Source organism: Salinisphaera sp. SWV1, from assembly GCF_052044155.1.
GTDB lineage: Bacteria > Pseudomonadota > Gammaproteobacteria > Nevskiales > Salinisphaeraceae > Salinisphaera.
Genome location: NZ_JBQDYE010000011.1, coordinates 17,408 through 35,564 on the forward strand (window position 1 = coordinate 17,408; position 18,157 = coordinate 35,564).

The following is an 18,157-nucleotide window of genomic DNA, read 5'->3' on the forward strand; positions in this document are numbered from 1 at the left end:
GCTCAGGATGAGCCGACGAAGCGGGCCACCAGCCGATTCCAGTCGCTGCCGGCCAGCGTCGCCAGAATCGCCCGGTCGATCGGCTCACGCAGCGGGCTGCCCTGCGGCAGCGCGAAGGCATAGTCCTGACGCTCGAAGGTGGTGGCGAGCACCCGCAGCCGGTCGGGAAATGCCTTACGGATACGGTATTTGAGCAACGGCGCGTCGTAGACCACGGCATCGACGCGATCATCGGCCAGCGCGGTCAGCGCCGCGTCCAGCGAATGCGTGGCACGAAAGCCGATACCGCGATCGGCGAGGGCGGCGGCGGCGGCGGAGCCGCTCACCGTCGCCACCCGGGCGTGGGCCAGATCGCTGACGCCCTGGATTCCGGTCGAGAGCCTGTTCACGGTCAGCGACGTGGCGATGGCGGCAGTGAAGCTGGAAATGATGATGATCGCCGCGAACATCCAGACCAGACCCACCAGGCGCCCGCCCAATGTGCGCGGCGACTTGTCGCCGTAGCCGACCGTGGTCATGGTCACCGCGGCCCACCAGAAGCCGCTGCCCAGCCCCTTGAACACACCGCCGCCGAACTCCTCGCGATTGTGACGGTGCTCGAAGGCCCAGACGACCACGCCCACCAGCAACAACACGCCGGCCAGCGCCGCCAGCGCGGTGAAAAACTGCCAGGAGAACAGACGCCGAATGGTCAGCCAGAGACTACTGCCCTGCGACGCCGGCAGGGCGATCGCCAGACCGGTGGTATAGAACGGATAGCTGAAGTCCACCCGGGCCTCGCGCGGCTCGGTGACCGTAAGCGCGGCCACCGACACATCGAGACTGCCGTTTTCCAGCCCGGTGAACAGGCCCGACAAATCGCGCTCGACATAATGGGTTTTCAGGTGCAGTTTCGCGGCCACCCGCTGCCACAGCGCAATCGACAGGCCGGTATAGCCGTTGGCGCCGTCGCGCATGACGAACGGCGGCGTGAGCTTGGTGCCCACCGTCAGTGTCTTGCCGCGCTCACCGGGCGGCAGCGCGCTGTCGATGCTCGCTTTGTCGGTCGACGCGCCGCTAGACGCCGGGCCCTGCGCCGATGCCGCCGCAGGGCACAGTCCACCCAGCAGACACAGCACAATCACGACCGCACGTGCGACCCTCCCCCGATACCGCATCGATCCCCCCGATACCAAAATTCGATCGATGCACGAGTATAGCGCGGGTTACCGCGATTATCGGCGAGCGGGATTCAGATCGGATCGAGCTTGGCGTAGCCGGCGATCAGCCATTTACTGCCGGCGCCATCGAAGTTGACCTGGACCCGTGCCCGCGCGCCGTCGCCCTCGAAGGCCAGTACCGTGCCCTCGCCGAATTTCTTGTGCATGACACGCTGACCGAGCCCGAGCCCAGCGGATTTGCCTTCGTTGCGGCCGATCGGGCCAGGCCGGAACACCGGCTGGGAGATGCCCGCCTGGGGGCGGGTTTCGCGCAGGTACTCGGACGGGATCTCGCGCAGAAAGCGCGACGGCGCGGCCAGATTCTCCTGGCCGTGCAGCCGGCGGACTTCGGCGTGCGAGAGATTGAGCTTTTCCATCGCCCGGGTCATGCCGACATAAGCCAGCCGGCGCTCTTCCTCGAGGCCATTGTCGTCCGCGACCGAGCGCTGGTGCGGAAACAAGCCTTCTTCCATGCCGACCATGAATACCAGCGGGAACTCCAGGCCCTTGGCAGCATGCAGCGTCATCAGCTGGACCGAATCATCCCACTCGCCGGCCTGGGCCTCACCGGCTTCCAGCGAGGCATAGGCCAGGAACTGGGTGATCTCGTCCATGGTCTCGTCGTCGTCCGCGGTATACGCGCGGGCGGCGGAAACCAGTTCGTCAAGGTTGTCCTTGCGGGCCTCGGCCTTTTCGTCGTTGCCCTTGCCGTGATGCGTCTTGAGATCGGTAACCGCGATGACATGCTCGGTGGCCTCGTGCAACGCCATGCCCTCGGCGCTGGTATCGAGTTCGTCGATCAGCCGGATGAAGTTCAGCACCGCGTTGGCGGCGCGCGCCGGCAGGCGCTGTGGGTTATCGGGGTCCGCCAGTTCATGGGCCGCCTGCCAGAGATTCATGGCGCCGGCCCGGGCGTGGGTGCGGATCTTGTCGACCGTGGTGTTGCCGATGCCGCGGGTGGGTGTGTTCACTACCCGTTCGAAGGCGGCATCGTCGGAGCGCGACTGCATCAGCCGCAGATAGGCCAGCGCGTCCTTGATCTCGGCGCGCTCGAAGAACTTCTGGCCGCCGTAGATGCGATACGGGATCTCGGCGGCGATCAGGCGCTCTTCCAGTACCCGCGACTGGGCGTTGGAGCGATACAGGATCGCCACGTCGGACCGCGCCCCGCCGTCGGCGATCCAGTTCTGGATGCGGGTGACGACGTGCTGGGCCTCGTCGTATTCGTTGAAGGCGGCATAGACGTCGATCGGCTCGCCGTCCGCGCCGGCGGTCCACAGCTCCTTGCCGAGCCGCGACAGGTTGTGCCCGATCAGCCCGTTGGCCGCGGCCAGGATGGTGCCGGTCGAGCGATAGTTCTGCTCCAGGCGCACGGTCCGGGTGCCGGCGAAGTCATTCTCGAAGCTGAGGATATTGTCGACCCGCGCACCGCGCCAGGAATAAATCGACTGATCGTCGTCGCCGACGATGAAGACCTTGCCCTCGGGCCCGGCGAGCAGCCGGATCCAGGCGTACTGCAGCGCGTTGGTATCCTGGAACTCGTCGACCAGCAGATGCGAAAAACGGCGACGATAGTGCGCCAGCAGGTCGGCATTGTCGCGGCAGGTCTCGTAGGCGCGCAGCAACAGCTCGGGAAAATCGACCAGCCCGGCCGCCTCGCGCGCGTTCTCGTAGGCGGTATACACCCGGATCATCTGGGATCGGGCGTAATCCCCGGTATCAGCCAGGTCCCGCGGGCGCTCGGCGTCTTCCTTGCAGCTGTTGATGAAGCCGGCCATCTGGCGCGGCGGCCAGCGCTGTTCGTCGATCTCCAGACCACGCATGGCGCGCTTGACCAGGCGCAGCTGATCGTCGGAGTCGATGATCTGGAACGTCTGCGGCAGCTTCGCTTCCTTGTAGTGCAGGCGCAGCAGCCGATGCGCAATACCGTGGAACGTGCCCACCCACATGGCGCGGGCCGGCACGCGCAGCATCGGTTCGAGGCGCGCGCGCATCTCGCCGGCGGCCTTGTTGGTGAAGGTCACCGCCAGGATCGACTGCGGCGAAACCCCTTCCACACCGATCAGCCAGGCAATGCGGTGGATGAGCACGCGCGTCTTGCCGGAGCCGGCGCCGGCCAGCACGCGCAGGTGCGCCGGCGGCGCGCCGACCGCTTCGCGCTGAGCATCATTGAGACCGTCGAGGATTGCGGATACATCGTCCATGCGCGGATTGTAACCAAAGGCGGACACCGGCAGTTCAGCAGACGCTGGTAATCTTTGACTACCGAGTCATTCAACGCCGAGCCCATGACCCGTCCGATGCACCGCCTGCTGGTGATCGTCCTGTTTACGGTCGCGCTTGTCGGCTGCACCACATCGCCGACCGGGCGCAGCCAGCTCAAGCTGTTCGGCGCCCGGAAAATGGCGGCCATGGGCGGCCAGAGCTATGCCGAGCTCAAGCAGAAGACGCCGATCGACCACAACGCCGCCGACAATCGCTTCGTCGATTGCGTCGCCCGCGCCATCACGTCGGTGCCCGGCGTCGACAAGGCCACGAATGGACCGTGGCATGTCACGGTGTTCAAGTCGAAGCAGATCAACGCCTTCGCCCTGCCCGGCGGCAACATCGGCGTCTACTCCGGGCTGCTGCCGGTCACCCGGAACGGCGCCCAGCTCGCCGCCGTGATCGGCCACGAAGTCGGCCACGTTCTGGCCGGCCACCCCAACGAACGGATGTCGGAACAATACGCCACGCAAGGCGGCCTGTCCGTGCTGTCCGCCGCGCTCGGCGGGGCCTCCGGCGCGGGCAGCCAGGCCATCATGTCCGCACTCGGCGTCGGCGCCCAGGTCGGCATTCTGTTGCCGTTCTCGCGCGCCCAGGAAAGCGAGGCCGATCTCATCGGGCTGGAACTCATGGCCCGGGCCGGCTTCGACCCTCGCCAGTCGGTGAAGCTGTGGCGCAACATGACGGCCGCGTCGCATGGCCAGCAGCCCAATCAGTTTCTTTCGACGCACCCGTCGAACAACAACCGGATCCAGGCGCTGGAAGCGCATATGAACAAGGCGATGCAGCTATACGAGCAGGCCGGCCATCATCCGAACTGCCCGCACCCATAGCGCGGGTCGCTGTATCGCACGACACAGCGTCAGCGATATGGGCCACCAGCCATCGCGGCGCATGCCCCGGGAGCCTGTTGCCGCCGCTCGTTTGGTTCGGCGGTCCATCGCAGCGCGTGGCTCGCACGTTGCCGGCCGCGACGCCGTGCGGGCGATTGCCAGTCGCCTTTGACCCAAACGGGTATTGCGGTGCGCTGCAAAAGCGGTAGACTTCGATCAAGGTGGCTTCGTGCCACATTCCGTTGGTCTTAGTTTTGGTGTCATTGACGAGTCCGGACGGTTTTAAAGTAATGACACACGTTTGTTAGCTAGGATCAGTCCAGATGAATATTTACGTCGGCAACCTGTCGTGGAACACCACGGACGACGACCTGCGCACCGCCTTTGAGGCGTTCGGAGAAGTGTCTTCCGCGAAGGTCATCATGGATCGCGAGACCGGGCGTTCGCGCGGTTTCGGATTCGTAGAAATGTCCGATGACAACGCGGCCCGCCAGGCCATCGAAGGCATGAACGACAAGGACCTGCAGGGTCGTTCGCTGCGTGTCAACGAAGCCCGTCCGCGTGATGATCGCCCCCGCGGCCCGCGTCGCTTCTAAAATATAACCGCTGATCGTAGCGGGTCGGCTGCACGCCGGTCCGCGCGTGTGCATCGAGCCGGTCGTGTTCGCATGGCCGGCTTTTTTCGTGTCGCGCCGATGGTTCGGGTGTTCAATCGCCGCCAGCGGTGAACACCGAGGCCGGAAAACGCAGCGTCGTGTAGGGCAGATGCACGCGACGCATCACGACCAGCGCGAACAGCAGCGGGTTGACGTCGTAGATCGCGCGCAACGGCGCGACCTCGGCGCGGGTGATGAAGCCGGCGCCGGCCAATGCGTCCAGATCGATGGCATCCGCCCGCGCAATCGCGGGATAGGCGCTGCCGTAGCGTAGATGGCCGAAAAACTGGGGATGCTGAAGCAGCGGCTCCAGTTCGGTCTTCGGCCGATTCCCGGTCAACAGGCCGGCCAGGCTTATCGTCAGCGCCGGCTTGGTCTGGCCGTGGCGGCGCAAAAGAGCGAACAGGGCCGGCATCAGCTGCTGGCCACCGCCGCCGGTCGCGCCGCCCAGGCGCAGCCTTACGTCGACGCCGGCCGCCAGCGCCGGCTCGACCGCCGCCGGCGCCACCCAGGCCGGATCGTGATCGGGGCGGCGCAGCTGGCCCACGGCCACATCGAGACGCATGTGGTGCGCGGCCATTACCTTGTAGACCGCCTTCGCGGCCTTGCCATCCAGGTTGATCCGCTGCGCGACCGGCCACCAGCGCACGTCCTTGACCCCGGCCTTGGCCCAGCGTTTGATCGCGGCCAGTGCATCCGGCTGGCGCGGGTGAATCGACACCTCGGCCACGAGCGCTTTCGGCGCGCGCTTGGCAAGCCAGGCGACATAACGATTCGACACCACCGGCTCGGACTGATCGTCCAGCGGCGCGCCCTGCTTGTCGAACACGCCGGCCCGGCCGGTGATCTCGGCGCGATACGGCTTCGGCATGGCACGTATCTGGCGCAGCAAGCGCGAGATATAGTCGGCATCGGCGGTATCGTCGCTGACGATGCCGGCGGCGCGGTCGCGCAGCATCCGCGACAGCCATACGCCGATCGCCGGCACGCCGTGGCCCCGTTCCTGGCTGTCGTTGGCAAAATTCGGCCCGGACAGCTGCCCGCGCGATACGATCCCGACGCCATGATCCACCACCGCGTGACCGTCGGTGCCGACAAACGCCTGCTTGATCAGCTTCTGCGAGGCGGCCGGCAGCACCCAGGCCGCGTCCTCCGGGGCATGCGTCCAGCCCGCGCCATGCCGGGCCAACCAGCGCGGCCACCACAACACGACCAGCAATGCCAGGGCCAGCACCGTGGTCAGGAGGCCCCACGCCAACGTCGTTCGCCGCCGGGCAATGAACCGTCGCATACGCACGCCTCAGGCGGCCGCGGCCCGGTCAATCGACTCGGCGTGATGACAAGCCACCACGCCGCCGCGCAACGGACGTGCCTGCGGCACCTCACGGGCGCAATCGGCCTGCGCCCAGGGGCAGCGCGTCCGAAACACACAGCCCGAAGGCGGATCGGCCGGCGACGGCAGATCCCCCGGCAGGCGAATACGCCGACGCGCGCGCTCGGCGTCCAGGTCGGGGCGCGGCACGGCCGACAGCAACGCCTTGGTATAGGGATGCCGCGGCGCATCGAACAATTGATCCGCCGGCGCCTGTTCCATCAGCCGACCGAGATACATCACGCGCACGTCGTGGCTGATCTGGCGCACCACGGCCAGATCGTGGGCGATGAACAGCATGGCGACGCCGGTCTCGCGCTGGAGTTCCCTGAGCAAGTCGACGATACGCGCCTGGATGGAAACATCCAGCGCGGATACCGGTTCGTCGCAGATCAGCACCCTGGGCTCGACCACCAGTGCCCGGGCGATACCGATGCGCTGGCACTGCCCGCCGGAAAACTCGTGCGGGTAGCGGTTCAGCTGCGCCCGGGTGAGCCCCACGCGATCGAGCATCTCGGCCACACGCTGGCGACGCTCGGCGCGCGATAGCGCCGGATGCAGATGGCGCAGCGGCTCGGCCACGATCTGGCCGACCGTCATGCGCGGGTCGAGGCTGGCGAGCGGATCCTGGAAAATCATCTGCACCTCGCGGCGCAGGGCCTGCCACTCGCGATTCGAACCGGCCGTGATATCGCGCTCGCCCAGATGCAGCGTGCCGGCGGTGATCGGCGCCAGCCCGGTGAGCGCCCGGGCCAGGGTCGACTTGCCGCAGCCGGACTCCCCGACCAATCCGAGCGTGTGCCCGGCCCGCAGTTCGAGGCTCGCCCCGTCGACGGCGCGCAGTACCGGGGCGCTCTGCCAGGGCCAGTCCGCACGCAGCGGAAAATGGACCTTGATATCGTAAGCGGAAAGAACCGGCGGGCTGGGCATGGGGCGGCACTCGCGAAGAACGGCAGACATCGAATGGTACGCTGGCCCGGCATACGCGCCCACCCGGATGCGGCCCCGAAGAGCGCGAACGGAACATTGCTTGCGTACCGCTATCGGCAGGCCACCATACAAGAACCGGGCCAGACAGTCGCTTCCACCATCAGCGAAGCGTGACGATCAACAAGGTAAGGCATGAACCGCGCGGCACCGACGGATCTATCCGTATTGAGCTTCAACATGCAGGTCGGCGTCGGCACCAAGCGCTATCGCGAGTACGTCACGCGCGGCTGGCGGCACGTACTGCCGAGCCAGGGCGTGCGCGACAACCTCGCGCGCATCGCTGATCTGCTGGGTGATCACGACATCATCGGCCTGCAGGAGATCGATGCCGGCAGCCGCCGCAGCCGCTACGAGAACCAGATCCAGGCGCTGGCCGAGCAGGCGGGCTTCGCCTACTGGCGGGTCCAGGTCAATCGCGATCTGGGCCGGGTGGCCCAGCACGGGCTGGGGTTGATCAGCCGATACCAGCCATTTTCAGTCACCGAGCACAAGCTGCCGGGACGCCTGCCGGGGCGCGGCGCGCTGGTGGCGCGCTTCGGCTCGCCGGAGCACGCGCTGACCGTGGTGGTCACCCATCTGTCGCTGGGCGCGGGCAGCCGGAGCCAGCAACTGGCGGCCATCTGCGACATGGTGGCCGAGGACACGCATGTCATCGTCATGGGCGACACCAATTGCAGCGCGTACGATCTACTGGCCGACCCCGCGCTGGCCGCCAGCGGCCTGTGCGTCTACGACCGGCCGCTGCCCACGTTTCCGAGCTGGCGCCCCCGGCGCGGCATCGACCATATCCTTACCTCGGCCTCACTGCCAGTGCAGCGGGCCGGCGTGGTCGACACCCTGCTCTCCGACCACCGCCCGGTCGAGATGTGTATCGGTCTGCCGCGCGATCTCGGCCAGGCCCTGGCGGGCGCGGATTCGGCCGCGGCGGGCTGAAAAGCCCATGGCCACAGGCGCCGACGCACGGCCCGAGCGCTATAGATACGGCGAAAACAACCAGAAGAAAGAATCGCGCAGGCGCGTGGGCAAACGCCGGGCGGTGGCGTCCTTGTGCGTGTACATTTTGCTGCGCTCGATGGTGGCGGTCACATGTGCGGCCAGCGTCGCGATGGTTTCGACGTGGAACAGCTCGACGGCCAGCTCGAAATTCAGGCGCAGACTGCGCGGGTCGATGTTCGGTGAACCGATCAGCGCATAATCGTGGTCGATGATGAACAGCTTGGTATGCGCGAACGGCGGCGGCTGGAAGTACACATGGACCCCGCGCGCCACCAGTTCGCCCAGATCGTGGTGCGCCGCCCAGGCCACCGGCGGCAGGTTGTTGCGCTCCGGCAGCACGATCGAAACCTCGACACCGCGCAGCGCCGCGGCCTGCAACACGCCCACCAGGGCCGAGCCCGGAAGAAAATACGGGGTGACAATCAACACCCGCTCATAGGCGCTGGACACCGCGGTCACGAGCAGCGTGCTCAGACGCTCGATGTCGTGGGTGGGCCCGTTTTCGATCGTGCGACAGGCGGCATGGCCCATCGCCGGCAGCACGCGCTCGCTGACCGCGCTCTGCTGCCCGGTGGCAAACGCCCAGTCGGACAAAAACACCGCCTCGATCTGGCGCACGATGGGGCCGGCGAGCCGGAAATGCATGTCGGCCACGCCGCCCGCACTGGAGACGAAATGCCGGTCCCCGATATTCATGCCGCCGGTGAACGCGATGCCGCCGTCGGTGACCAGAATCTTGCGATGATTGCGCAGATTCAGGCGCAGCGCTGGCGGCCACAGCCGCGGCGGCAGGAAACGGGCGACCGTAATCCCCGCGGCTTCGAGCTCGCCAACCGGACGCTTGCCCGGCCATGCATACCATTCGCCCACGCCGTCGATCAGCACGCGCACGTCCACGCCGCGGTCGACGGCGCGTGACAGCGTCTTGATGAATCGCTGCCCCACCCGGTTCGTCTCGAAGATATAGGTGGTCAGATAGACGAAATCCGTGGCCGCCTCGATCGCCTCGATCATCGGCGGATAGGCCTTGTCGCCATTGTTGAGCACATCCACCCGATTGCCGCCGACCACCGGCCAGGCGGACAGGCGATCGCCGGCGGCTGCCAGGCCCAACCGCCGATGCCCGATGAAGCCGCGATAATCGCGCAGCACCGCATTCGCGCCCGGCCGGCGCGCGCCCAGCCCGTGGCGCGAGGCGCGATCCAGCCGCCGGGCACGAATGCGCACGCGATTGACGCCGAACATGTAGTACAGCAACGGCCCGAGCGGCGGAAACAGCAGCGAGATCCCGATCCAGCCGAAGGCGCTGCTCGGTGTTTCGCGGGTCAGCAAGGCATGCGCGGCAGCGGTCACGGCGCTACCGACGACGATCGCGATCGGCAGCCAGAATTCGATGCCGGCCAGCACCGCCTCGGGCGTGCTCATCGCGGCCGGCTCCGCGATCGGCCGGATTCCCGCGCACCTGTCGACTGCCGGCTGGTCATTCCCGTCACCCGTATTCCCAACGATGTCCGCCCTCGATCGCGGCGGCCGGCGTCGATCTTAGGGCCTGAATGAAAAACATGCACTCACGGCGCGCGGCGCACCGGGGCGCATCGCGGATGACCAACGCGCGCCGCCGGGACGAAATGTCCGCAAGCTACGGCAACGAGTGCGCGGAGCGAGCCCGGGATTCAGCCTTCCAGACGCGGAATCGCCGCCAGCAGATCGCGGGTGTACTGGGCTTCGGGTGCGTTGAAGACCTTTTCGATCGAGCCGTGCTCGACCAGATCGCCGCCGCGCATGACCAGCGCCCGACTGCACTGGCCGGCGACCACGCCCAGATCATGCGTGATCAGCAACAACGCCGTGTTGCTGCGTTCGCGCAGCTCGGCGATCAGTTCGAGGATCTCGTCCTGCACGGTCACATCGAGCGCGGTGGTGGGCTCGTCGGCGATCAACAGCTCCGGCTCGCAGGACAACGCCATGGCGATCATCACGCGCTGGCGCATGCCGCCCGAGAACTGATGCGGGTAGTACTTGATACGCCGCGCCGCCTCGGGAATGCGCACCGCTTCGAGCATGTCGATGGCGGCGCGCATCGCGGCGCGCCTGCCCATGCCGCGGTGCGCGCGCAGCAGCTCGATCATCTGGGTGGATATTTTCAGATGCGGGTTGAGCGCCGTCATCGGGTCCTGGAAGATCATGGCGATGCGCGCGCCGCGCACGCGCCGCAGCACCCGCGGTTTCGCCCCCAGCAGTTCGACCGGCGCCCCGCCTTTGCTGCCCGGCGCCAGCCGCGCCGAGCCCGTGACCCGGGCGTTGCCGGCCAGCAGACCCATCAGCGCCAGCACGCTCTGGCTCTTGCCCGACCCCGACTCGCCGACGATGCCGACCGCCTCGCCGCGCTCGATCGAGAACGACAGATCGTGCACCGCGTCGATCGTGCCGTCGTGGGTCTTGAAGTCGATCTTCAGGTTGTGGACGTCAAGCAGCATGATCGCCCCTACCGATCGTTCGGATCGAGGGCGTCACGCAGCCCGTCGCCGATGAAGTTGAAGCAGAACAGCGTCACCGCCAGGAAGATCGACGGAATCACGAGCAGCCAGGGCGCGCGGCCCATTTCGCCGACCCCATCGTTGATCAACGCCCCCCAGGAGGTCATCGGCTCCTGCACGCCGAGCCCGAGAAAACTCAGGAAAGACTCGAACAGAATCACCTGCGGGATCGTGAGGGTGACGTAGACGATGATCAGCCCCAGCAGGTTCGGCACCACGTGACGCGCGATGATGGCGCCGCCGCCGGCCCCGGCCATCCGGGCCGCCTCGACATAGGGCTGCTGCTTGATGGTGAGCGTCTGGCCGCGAACGATGCGCGCCATGTCCAGCCAGCTCACCGCACCGATGGCAATGAACATCAGCAACAGGCTCTGGCCGAAGAACACCACCATCAGGATCACCAGGAACATGAACGGCAACGCATAGAGGATATCCACCGTGCGCATCATGAAACCGTCGATGCGCCCGCCCAGATAGCCCGCCGTGGCGCCGTAGGTCACGCCGATGAGCAGACTCACGAACGCCGTGACGATGCCGACCATGAGCGAGATGCGCCCGCCGATCATGCAGCGCACGAACAGATCGCGGCCGACGCTGTCGGTGCCGAAGATATGGGCGTGCGCCCAGGTCGGCGCCTGCCAGATCGCGTCGTAGTCCTGGCTGTAGTAGTTGTTGGGCGTCAGCCAGGGGCCCACGATCACGGCCAGGAGAATCAGACCGAGCACCACCAGCGACGCCATGGCCGCCTTGTTGGCCAGCAGCCGGCGCATGGCGTCGCGGCCGAGGCTGTTGCCCTGGACGGCTTGCTCGAGCGCCTCTTGTTTGTTCGATTTCGCCATCAGTACGTCACCCGCGGATCGAGCCAGCCGTAGATGAGATCGACCAGCAGATTGAACGCGATCACGATCACGCCGTAGAACAGCGTGATGCCGAGCACCAGGGTGTAGTCGCGATTGAGCGCGCCGTTGACGAAGAAACGCCCGATGCCCGGCAGACCGAAGATCTCCTCGATCACCACCGAGCCGGTGAGAATCGCCGCCGTGGCCGGGCCCAGATACGACACCACCGGCAGGATCGCCGCCGGCAGCACATGCACCAGATATACGCGGGCGGTCGACAAACCCTTGGCGCGCGCGGTGCGAATGTAGTTCGAACGCAGCACCTCGATCGTCGAGGCCCGCATGATGCGCAGGATATAGGCGGTGAACATCGCCGCGAGCGTAACCACCGGCAGGATATAACTCTGCCAACTGTCGATGCCGCCGGCCGGCAGCCAGTTGTTCTCGACCGCCATCCACAGAATCAGCAACGGCGCGATCACGAAATTGGGCACCGAAATACCGCCGAGCGCCAGCGCCGAGGCCAGATAATCGGTGGCCCGGTTCTGTTTCACCGCCGCCAGCATGCCGAGCGGTATCCCCAGCGCCAGGGCCAGCAACAGGGCGAAACCGCCGACGGTCAGCGATACCGGAAAGCCCTGCTCGATCAGGTCGTTCACCGTGGTATCGCGATACTGATACGACGGCCCGAAATCGAAATGCGCGATGTTGAGAAGGTAGCGCCCGTACTGCTCGTAGATCGGCTCGTTCAAGTGATACTGGGCTTCCAGATGGGCCTTGACCTCCGGCGGCATCTGGCGGGCCATGGAAAACGGGCTGCCGGGCGCGGTATGCACCAGGATGAACGACAGGGTCAGCAGAATGAACAACGTCGGGATCGCGCCGAGCAGGCGCTTGATCGTATAGGCCAACATCTAGATCGTCCCTAGAAGCATCGATAGCGGGCCGGGCACCGGGCGGCTCATTGCGCGCTCTCCCCGGTTTTGGACTGGGGCTCGATATCCAGATACCGCGTGAGATACACCTCGAGCGGGTTGCCCACGAAACCCTTTACATAGGGTTTGATCAGGTGATGCGCCGCCGGGAAATACAGCGGAATGACCGGGTTGTCCTTGAGGATCAGGGCCTCGGCCTTGTGCATCACGGCGGTGCGCTTCGGGCCGTCGGGTATGTGTTCGGCCTCGGACTGCAGCCGGTCGTATTCCGGGTTGTCGTAGGCCGATTCGTTATTGCCCGAGGCCGAATTCAGGATCGAAAAGAAGGTGTTCGGATCCTGATAATCGCCGACCCAGCCGGCAAAGAACAGATTCACGTCGGGATCGTGCCTGTGAATGGTGCTGAGATACACCTTCCATTCCTGATTACGGGTGATGATGTCCGCGCCCAGCACCTTGCGCCACATCGCCGTGGCCACGATCGCCAGCTGCTTGCTGGCCTCGCTGGTCGGATACAGCAATACCGCGTGCAACGGATGATCCCTGGAGTAGCCGGCCTCGTGGTAGAGCTTGCGTGCCAGCGCGTGCCGCTTGGCCCGCGACAGCCTGGCCCAGGGATAGGTCACGCTCTGATAGCCGTGCATCACCGTCGGCACATAGCTGTAGGCCGGCAGTTGCCCGCCGCGCAGTATCTTTTGGGTGATGATGCCGCGATCCAGCGCCATCGACAGCGCCATGCGCAGCTTCGGGTGATGCTTGAACGGCGAGGTCGTCAGATTGAATACAAAGTAGTACAGACCGAGATACGGCACCGCATGATCCTGCTGCGGGATATGCCGTTTGATCGTTTCCAGCTTCGATGACGGTGCCGTGCTGGTGAAATCCAGCGAACCCGCCTGGTAGCGCGACAGCTCGGAATTCGGATCGCCGATCGGGTAATAAACCACCCGGTCGATGTGGGTGTCCTTGTTGTCCCGGTAGTACGGGTTGCGCTCGAGCACGATCTTGTTGTTGACGCGCCAGTACGCCAGTTTGTAGGCGCCGTCGCTGACCGCATGCGCCGGCTGGGTAAAGGCATTGCCCCATTTTTTCACCGCCGGCGGATACACCGGGAAACTGCTCGGGTGCGCCAATGTCTTCAGGAAGAACGGCGTGGGGCGCTTGAGCTTGATCTGCAGCGTGTACTTGTCGAGCGCCTTGACGCCCAGCGTGTCGGGATCCTTCTTGCCGTTGGTGATCGCCGCGGCATTGACGATCGGCGAATGAATATCCGCATAGGGCGAGGCGGTTTTCGGCGCCACCGCCCGGCGCAGGCTGAACACGAACTGCGGCGCCGTCACATGCTTGCCGTTCGACCAGCGTGCATCGTGGCGCAGATGAAAGGTATAGGTGGTGTGATCGGGACTGATATCCCAGGACTTGGCCACGCCGGGGATGATGTCGCCCTGGCGCGAATAGGTGACCAGGCCTTCGTCGAGGTCATACAGGATGTTCGCGGCCGGCACGCCCGAAGACTTGGCCGGGTCGAGCGTCTGCGGCTCGGCGCCGTTGCCCTTGCGCAGCGTCTTGGTGCCGTCGGGCGCGATATCGGGCTGAATGCGGTTGGGGAAGCCCGCGTTATCGCCGCTGCCGCAGGCCGTGAGCCCGAAACAGCCCAGCAGCACCACGCTGATTATGCGAAGTCGGCCCATGAAACCCCTTTATCCCTGGCCCCACAGCCGGCCAGATTACAGCAAAGAAACGCGTAGCGCCGGCCACCCGGGCAAGGCACTGAACCTGCCCCGGTCGCGGACTACGCGCTCTTAGCAAGTTTCGCGCCGGATTTCTTGAGGTGTACCAGCAGCAGGGAAATCGCCGCCGGCGTCATGCCCGGGATACGCGTGGCCTGGCCGATGGTCGCCGGGCGAACCTCGGCGAGCTTGCCCGTCAATTCGTTGGACAGGCCGGTGACCGCCGTGTAATCGATATCCGCCGGCAAAACGGTGGCTTCGTGAGCGGCGGCGCGCTCGATTTCCTCGGCCTGGCGGGCGATGTAGCCGGCGTACTTGGCCTGGATCTCGACCTGCTCGCCCACGGCTGTCGCGGCTTCGGCCGACAGCCCGCCCGTGTTGGCCGGGCCGATCATGGCCAGCCCGGCCAGATCCGCATGCCCGATGCCGGGGCGCTTCAACAGCTCCGCCGCGGGCGTGGCTTGCCTGAGCGGCCCGCCGAGCAGCGCCTCGCCGCCATCCGCGCCGAGATCATGCGGCTTGATGGTAATCGCCGCCAGCCGCGCCTGTTCGGCGATCACGGCATCGCGCTTGGCGGTGAATGCCGACCAGCGCGCGTCGTCGACCAGGCCGAGATCGCGCCCGGCCGGCGTCAGGCGGGCATCGGCGTTGTCCTCGCGCAGCAGCAGGCGATGCTCGGCGCGTGAGGTGAACATGCGATACGGCTCGATCGTGCCGCGGGTGATCAGGTCGTCGACCAGCACACCGATATAGGCTTCGTGCCGGCCCGGCCACCAGGCAGGCTCGCCCGCGGCCGCCCGCGCGGCGTTGATGCCGGCCAGCAGCCCTTGGGCGGCGGCTTCCTCGTAGCCGGTGGTGCCGTTGATCTGGCCGGCGAAATACAAACCGCCGATGGCTTTCGTTTCCAGGCTGTAGTTCAGCGCCCGCGGGTCGAAGTAGTCGTATTCGATGGCATAGCCGGGACGTGTGATATGCGCGTTCTCGAAACCCTCGATGGTGCGCACCAGCGCCAGCTGGGTGGCGAACGACAGGCTGGTGGAAATGCCGTTGGGATAAACCTCGGCCGCGGTCAGCCCTTCGGGCTCGATGAAGATCTGGTGGCTGTCCTTGTCGGCGAAGCGCACCACCTTGTCCTCGATCGACGGACAGTAACGCGGACCGGCCGAATCGATCGCGCCGGAATAGATCGCCGATTCATGCAGCCGCTCGCGGATGATTTCGTGCGTGCGCGCATTGGTGTAGGTGATATGGCAGGGGATCTGCTGCGGATGCTCTTCCCGGCTGCCCATGAACGAAAACACCGGCGCCGGCGTATCGCCCGGCTGCTCGGCCAGCCGCGAATAATCGATCGACTTGGCATCGATGCGCGGCGGCGTGCCGGTCTTGAGCCGCCCGACCGGCAGGTCCAGCGCGCGCAGGCGCTCGGCCAGGGCGTTGGAGGGCGCATCGCCCGCGCGTCCGCCGCCGAAGCGTTTTTCACCGACATGGATCGTGCCGCCCAGGAACGTGCCGACGGTCAGCACCACGGTGGGCGCGTGAAACGCCAGCCCCATCGCCGTCATTACGCCAGCGACATGCCCGTCATCGACGATCAGATCGGCCACCGACTGCTGGAACAGATGCAGATTCGGCTGGTTTTCCACGATCTCGCGCACCGCCGCCTTGTACAACGCGCGATCGGCCTGGGCCCGGGTGGCGCGTACGGCGGGGCCCTTGCGGGCGTTGAGCGTACGAAACTGGATGCCGCCGCGATCGGCGGCGCGCGCCATCACCCCGCCCAGCGCATCGATCTCGCGCACGAGATGGCCCTTGCCGATACCGCCGATGGCGGGATTGCAGGACATCTGGCCGATGGTTTCAATGTTGTCGGTCAGCAGCAGCGTGCGCGCACCGGCCCGGGCCGCCGCGGTGGCGGCCTCGGTGCCGGCGTGGCCGCCGCCGACCACGATGACGTCGAACCGGGTCTGACTCTGGATCATGGCAATTCGCACCCTGCGCGGGCGTGTTGTTCGAATGGATCGCGGCGGGCGCATGCGCGCCCTGCATGCCGTCTTGCCAGCAAACGACGCGTGTGGGCGCCGTGTCTGAAACGCCGGATTATAACGCTTCGCACAACGTCCCGAGACGAATCCGGCCGAATTTCAGCTCACGGCGCCGGGCCGGCCCATGCGCGCGCCGCAACAGCCGGCACCGCATCATGTTATCGCCCGTTCGCCGAGCCGCTACGGCGGCTTCGACCCGGTCGACTACAGGCCCTGCGCCGCCGCGACGAACTGGCCGACCAGCGCACGCCATTGGGGGCGATTGCGGCCGTTGATCCGCATCCGGCCGTCGCCCAGCACGAGCCGCATGCGGTAACGTTGCCCGTCGTCGGACGGCACAATCAGATCGCGCGCCACCAGTGCCTGCACGCGGGCATCGATGGCCGCCTCGGGCGGCGCGCCGGCCGTGGCCCCGAGCGTACGCCCCAGCAACCGGCGCAGAATGGGCCGTGGCAACGAAAGTCGCAGCTGTGCCTGCAGCTGAGACAACGCCGCCGCCGCATCGCGGGGAGGCTTGAAGTCTTGTGGCACCTGGATATGTGCGCCAGCCCGGATTGCGCCGTCGCGCGTGGCGAGTTCGAACCGGCCGACCTGCACTTGCGAGCCCGGCGGCAACAACCCGGGCAGGATGTCGTGATACAGTTCGGGGGCGTCTAGCGCCCCGCCCGACCAGCCGCCCAGCCGGCGCCAGCGGTCGGGCAGTGCGGCCCAGGCCAGCGGATGCAGGCCGTGCTGGCGCGCATGGAGAGTGACCGTGCCCTGGGTGCTGTCGGGCAGCACGAGTTTCCCGATATGGAGCGAGACCGCGGTGGTGCCCGGTGCGGGACGGCGAGTGGCCAATTTTAAATGGCTCAGCCGAGTCGCGTGTCCGTGACCGTTGTCCAACGTGATCGAATCGGCGGTAAATCGACTGTTGGCGAGTTCTCCGCCGGGTGCCGGGTGCGCCTGGAAATGCAGATGGCGCCAGGCGATATGGCCCGCCGACTGGCGCACCAACGAAAACGAGGGCCAGTCCAGGCTCACGCCATGGATCCGGCGGGCGAGCCAGCCGAACTGCAGCGCCCCGGATACGGTCGCGGTCTCCACCTGTGCCACCGGCTTTCGACGGGCGACACTGAAGGTCATCCCCTTGAGCGACAGATACGTCCGCCCGCGGCCGTCCAGCCGGATACGTGAGGTGACGGTCAGCGGACCGGGCGCCGGCGAGAAGACATAATGCGGCCAGAGCGACGTCAGATCGGCGTGAGTCCTGACCATCGCCAGCACCGGCATGCGCGACACCGATGCCGCGCCCCAGGCGAGCGGGCCGTGATCGATACGGCTGGCGAGCGCGATCACCGGGCAGGGTTGGGCATGACAGAGCGGCCCGATCGGGCGCAATACGACCGTCGCATGCGAGACGAACCAACCGCGATCGAAAGTCCGGCGCACCACTTGCAGGTAGCCTGGCACCGCGAGATGCGCCACGACGGCATCGAAACGCGCAGCCAGCAGCCAACCAACGCCATACGGCGCCGCCACGCCCAGCAGCGCGAGCGCCGCCAGGCCCCAGAGCAGCGTCCTGATCAGCCGCCGCAAAACAACGCCCGGCCATCGGTCGCGCCTGCACGCGCCACGCACTGAATTCGAACCCGGAATCGCCGACCGTTCATAAATCGCATATTAGGCGCAGTCGGCGGCAACCGCGAAGTCGGCCCCGGCGCGCCGATGCATTCCGGTGGGGACCGCGCCGGTCTGGTATGTATCTTGATACGACTGTCCCG

General features: G+C 66.4%; 14 protein-coding genes. 3 read left to right on the forward strand and 11 right to left on the reverse strand.

Going from position 1 to position 18,157, the window contains the following annotated elements:
- Window positions 1-2: 2 nt before the first annotated feature.
- Window positions 3-1,124 carry a transporter substrate-binding domain-containing protein gene (locus ACS8YF_RS07295; RefSeq protein WP_440849556.1) on the reverse strand — a complete coding sequence of 374 codons (1,122 nt, stop codon included), beginning with the start codon at window positions 1,122-1,124 and terminating at the stop codon, window positions 3-5.
- A gap of 107 nt (window positions 1,125-1,231) precedes the next feature.
- Window positions 1,232-3,403 (reverse strand): DNA helicase II, encoded by a 2,172-nt coding sequence (gene uvrD, locus ACS8YF_RS07300; RefSeq protein ID WP_440849557.1) that lies wholly within the window; start codon window positions 3,401-3,403, stop codon window positions 1,232-1,234.
- An 84-nt stretch (window positions 3,404-3,487) separates the two neighbouring features.
- On the opposite strand from uvrD, the gene ACS8YF_RS07305 reads away from it, so the two are divergent.
- Both ACS8YF_RS07305 and ACS8YF_RS07310 read left to right on the forward strand, forming a co-directional pair.
- Window positions 3,488-4,297 (forward strand): M48 family metallopeptidase, encoded by an 810-nt coding sequence (locus ACS8YF_RS07305; RefSeq protein ID WP_440849558.1) that lies wholly within the window; start codon window positions 3,488-3,490, stop codon window positions 4,295-4,297.
- Window positions 4,298-4,620: 323 nt separating this feature from the next.
- Window positions 4,621-4,893 (forward strand): RNA recognition motif domain-containing protein, encoded by a 273-nt coding sequence (locus ACS8YF_RS07310; protein ID WP_109992817.1) that lies wholly within the window; start codon window positions 4,621-4,623, stop codon window positions 4,891-4,893.
- Window positions 4,894-5,005: 112 nt separating this feature from the next.
- On the opposite strand, the gene ACS8YF_RS07315 is transcribed toward ACS8YF_RS07310, so the two are convergent.
- Both ACS8YF_RS07315 and ACS8YF_RS07320 read right to left on the reverse strand, forming a co-directional pair.
- Entirely contained in the window at window positions 5,006-6,244 is a 1,239-nt protein-coding gene (locus ACS8YF_RS07315) for a hypothetical protein (RefSeq protein WP_440849559.1), read from the reverse strand.
- A 9-nt stretch (window positions 6,245-6,253) separates the two neighbouring features.
- Window positions 6,254-7,255 (reverse strand): ABC transporter ATP-binding protein, encoded by a 1,002-nt coding sequence (locus ACS8YF_RS07320; RefSeq protein WP_440849560.1) that lies wholly within the window; start codon window positions 7,253-7,255, stop codon window positions 6,254-6,256.
- A 192-nt stretch (window positions 7,256-7,447) separates the two neighbouring features.
- Here ACS8YF_RS07320 and ACS8YF_RS07325 point away from each other — a divergent pair, with 192 nt between their 5' ends.
- Complete coding sequence (locus tag ACS8YF_RS07325) at window positions 7,448-8,248, forward strand: endonuclease/exonuclease/phosphatase family protein (protein ID WP_440849561.1); 801 nt, start codon at window positions 7,448-7,450, stop codon at window positions 8,246-8,248.
- A 39-nt stretch (window positions 8,249-8,287) separates the two neighbouring features.
- Here the strand turns inward: ACS8YF_RS07325 and ACS8YF_RS07330 are convergent, their stop codons facing one another.
- The 7 genes from ACS8YF_RS07330 to ACS8YF_RS07360 all read right to left on the reverse strand — a co-directional run bounded on the left by ACS8YF_RS07330 (window position 8,288) and on the right by ACS8YF_RS07360 (window position 17,972).
- Window positions 8,288-9,736, reverse strand: coding sequence for a phospholipase D-like domain-containing protein (locus tag ACS8YF_RS07330; protein WP_440849562.1), 1,449 nt, complete (start codon window positions 9,734-9,736; stop codon window positions 8,288-8,290).
- A 248-nt stretch (window positions 9,737-9,984) separates the two neighbouring features.
- Window positions 9,985-10,788, reverse strand: a complete 804-nt coding sequence (locus ACS8YF_RS07335; RefSeq protein WP_440849563.1) for an ABC transporter ATP-binding protein — start codon at window positions 10,786-10,788, stop codon at window positions 9,985-9,987.
- Between the two features lie 8 nt (window positions 10,789-10,796).
- Complete coding sequence (locus ACS8YF_RS07340; RefSeq protein WP_440849564.1) at window positions 10,797-11,687, reverse strand: ABC transporter permease subunit; 891 nt, start codon at window positions 11,685-11,687, stop codon at window positions 10,797-10,799.
- Window positions 11,687-12,601, reverse strand: a complete 915-nt coding sequence (locus ACS8YF_RS07345; RefSeq protein WP_440849565.1) for an ABC transporter permease — start codon at window positions 12,599-12,601, stop codon at window positions 11,687-11,689. The genes ACS8YF_RS07340 and ACS8YF_RS07345 overlap by 1 nt, the downstream gene beginning before the upstream one ends.
- A 47-nt stretch (window positions 12,602-12,648) precedes the next feature.
- A complete protein-coding gene (locus tag ACS8YF_RS07350) occupies window positions 12,649-14,313 on the reverse strand; it encodes a peptide ABC transporter substrate-binding protein (protein WP_440849566.1) in 1,665 nt (554 codons plus the stop codon).
- A gap of 101 nt (window positions 14,314-14,414) precedes the next feature.
- A complete protein-coding gene (gene mnmG / locus ACS8YF_RS07355) occupies window positions 14,415-16,328 on the reverse strand; it encodes a tRNA uridine-5-carboxymethylaminomethyl(34) synthesis enzyme MnmG (protein WP_440849629.1) in 1,914 nt (637 codons plus the stop codon).
- 270 nt (window positions 16,329-16,598) lie between these two features.
- Window positions 16,599-17,972 carry a DUF945 family protein gene (locus tag ACS8YF_RS07360; RefSeq protein ID WP_440849567.1) on the reverse strand — a complete coding sequence of 458 codons (1,374 nt, stop codon included), beginning with the start codon at window positions 17,970-17,972 and terminating at the stop codon, window positions 16,599-16,601.
- Window positions 17,973-18,157: the final 185 nt, after the last annotated feature.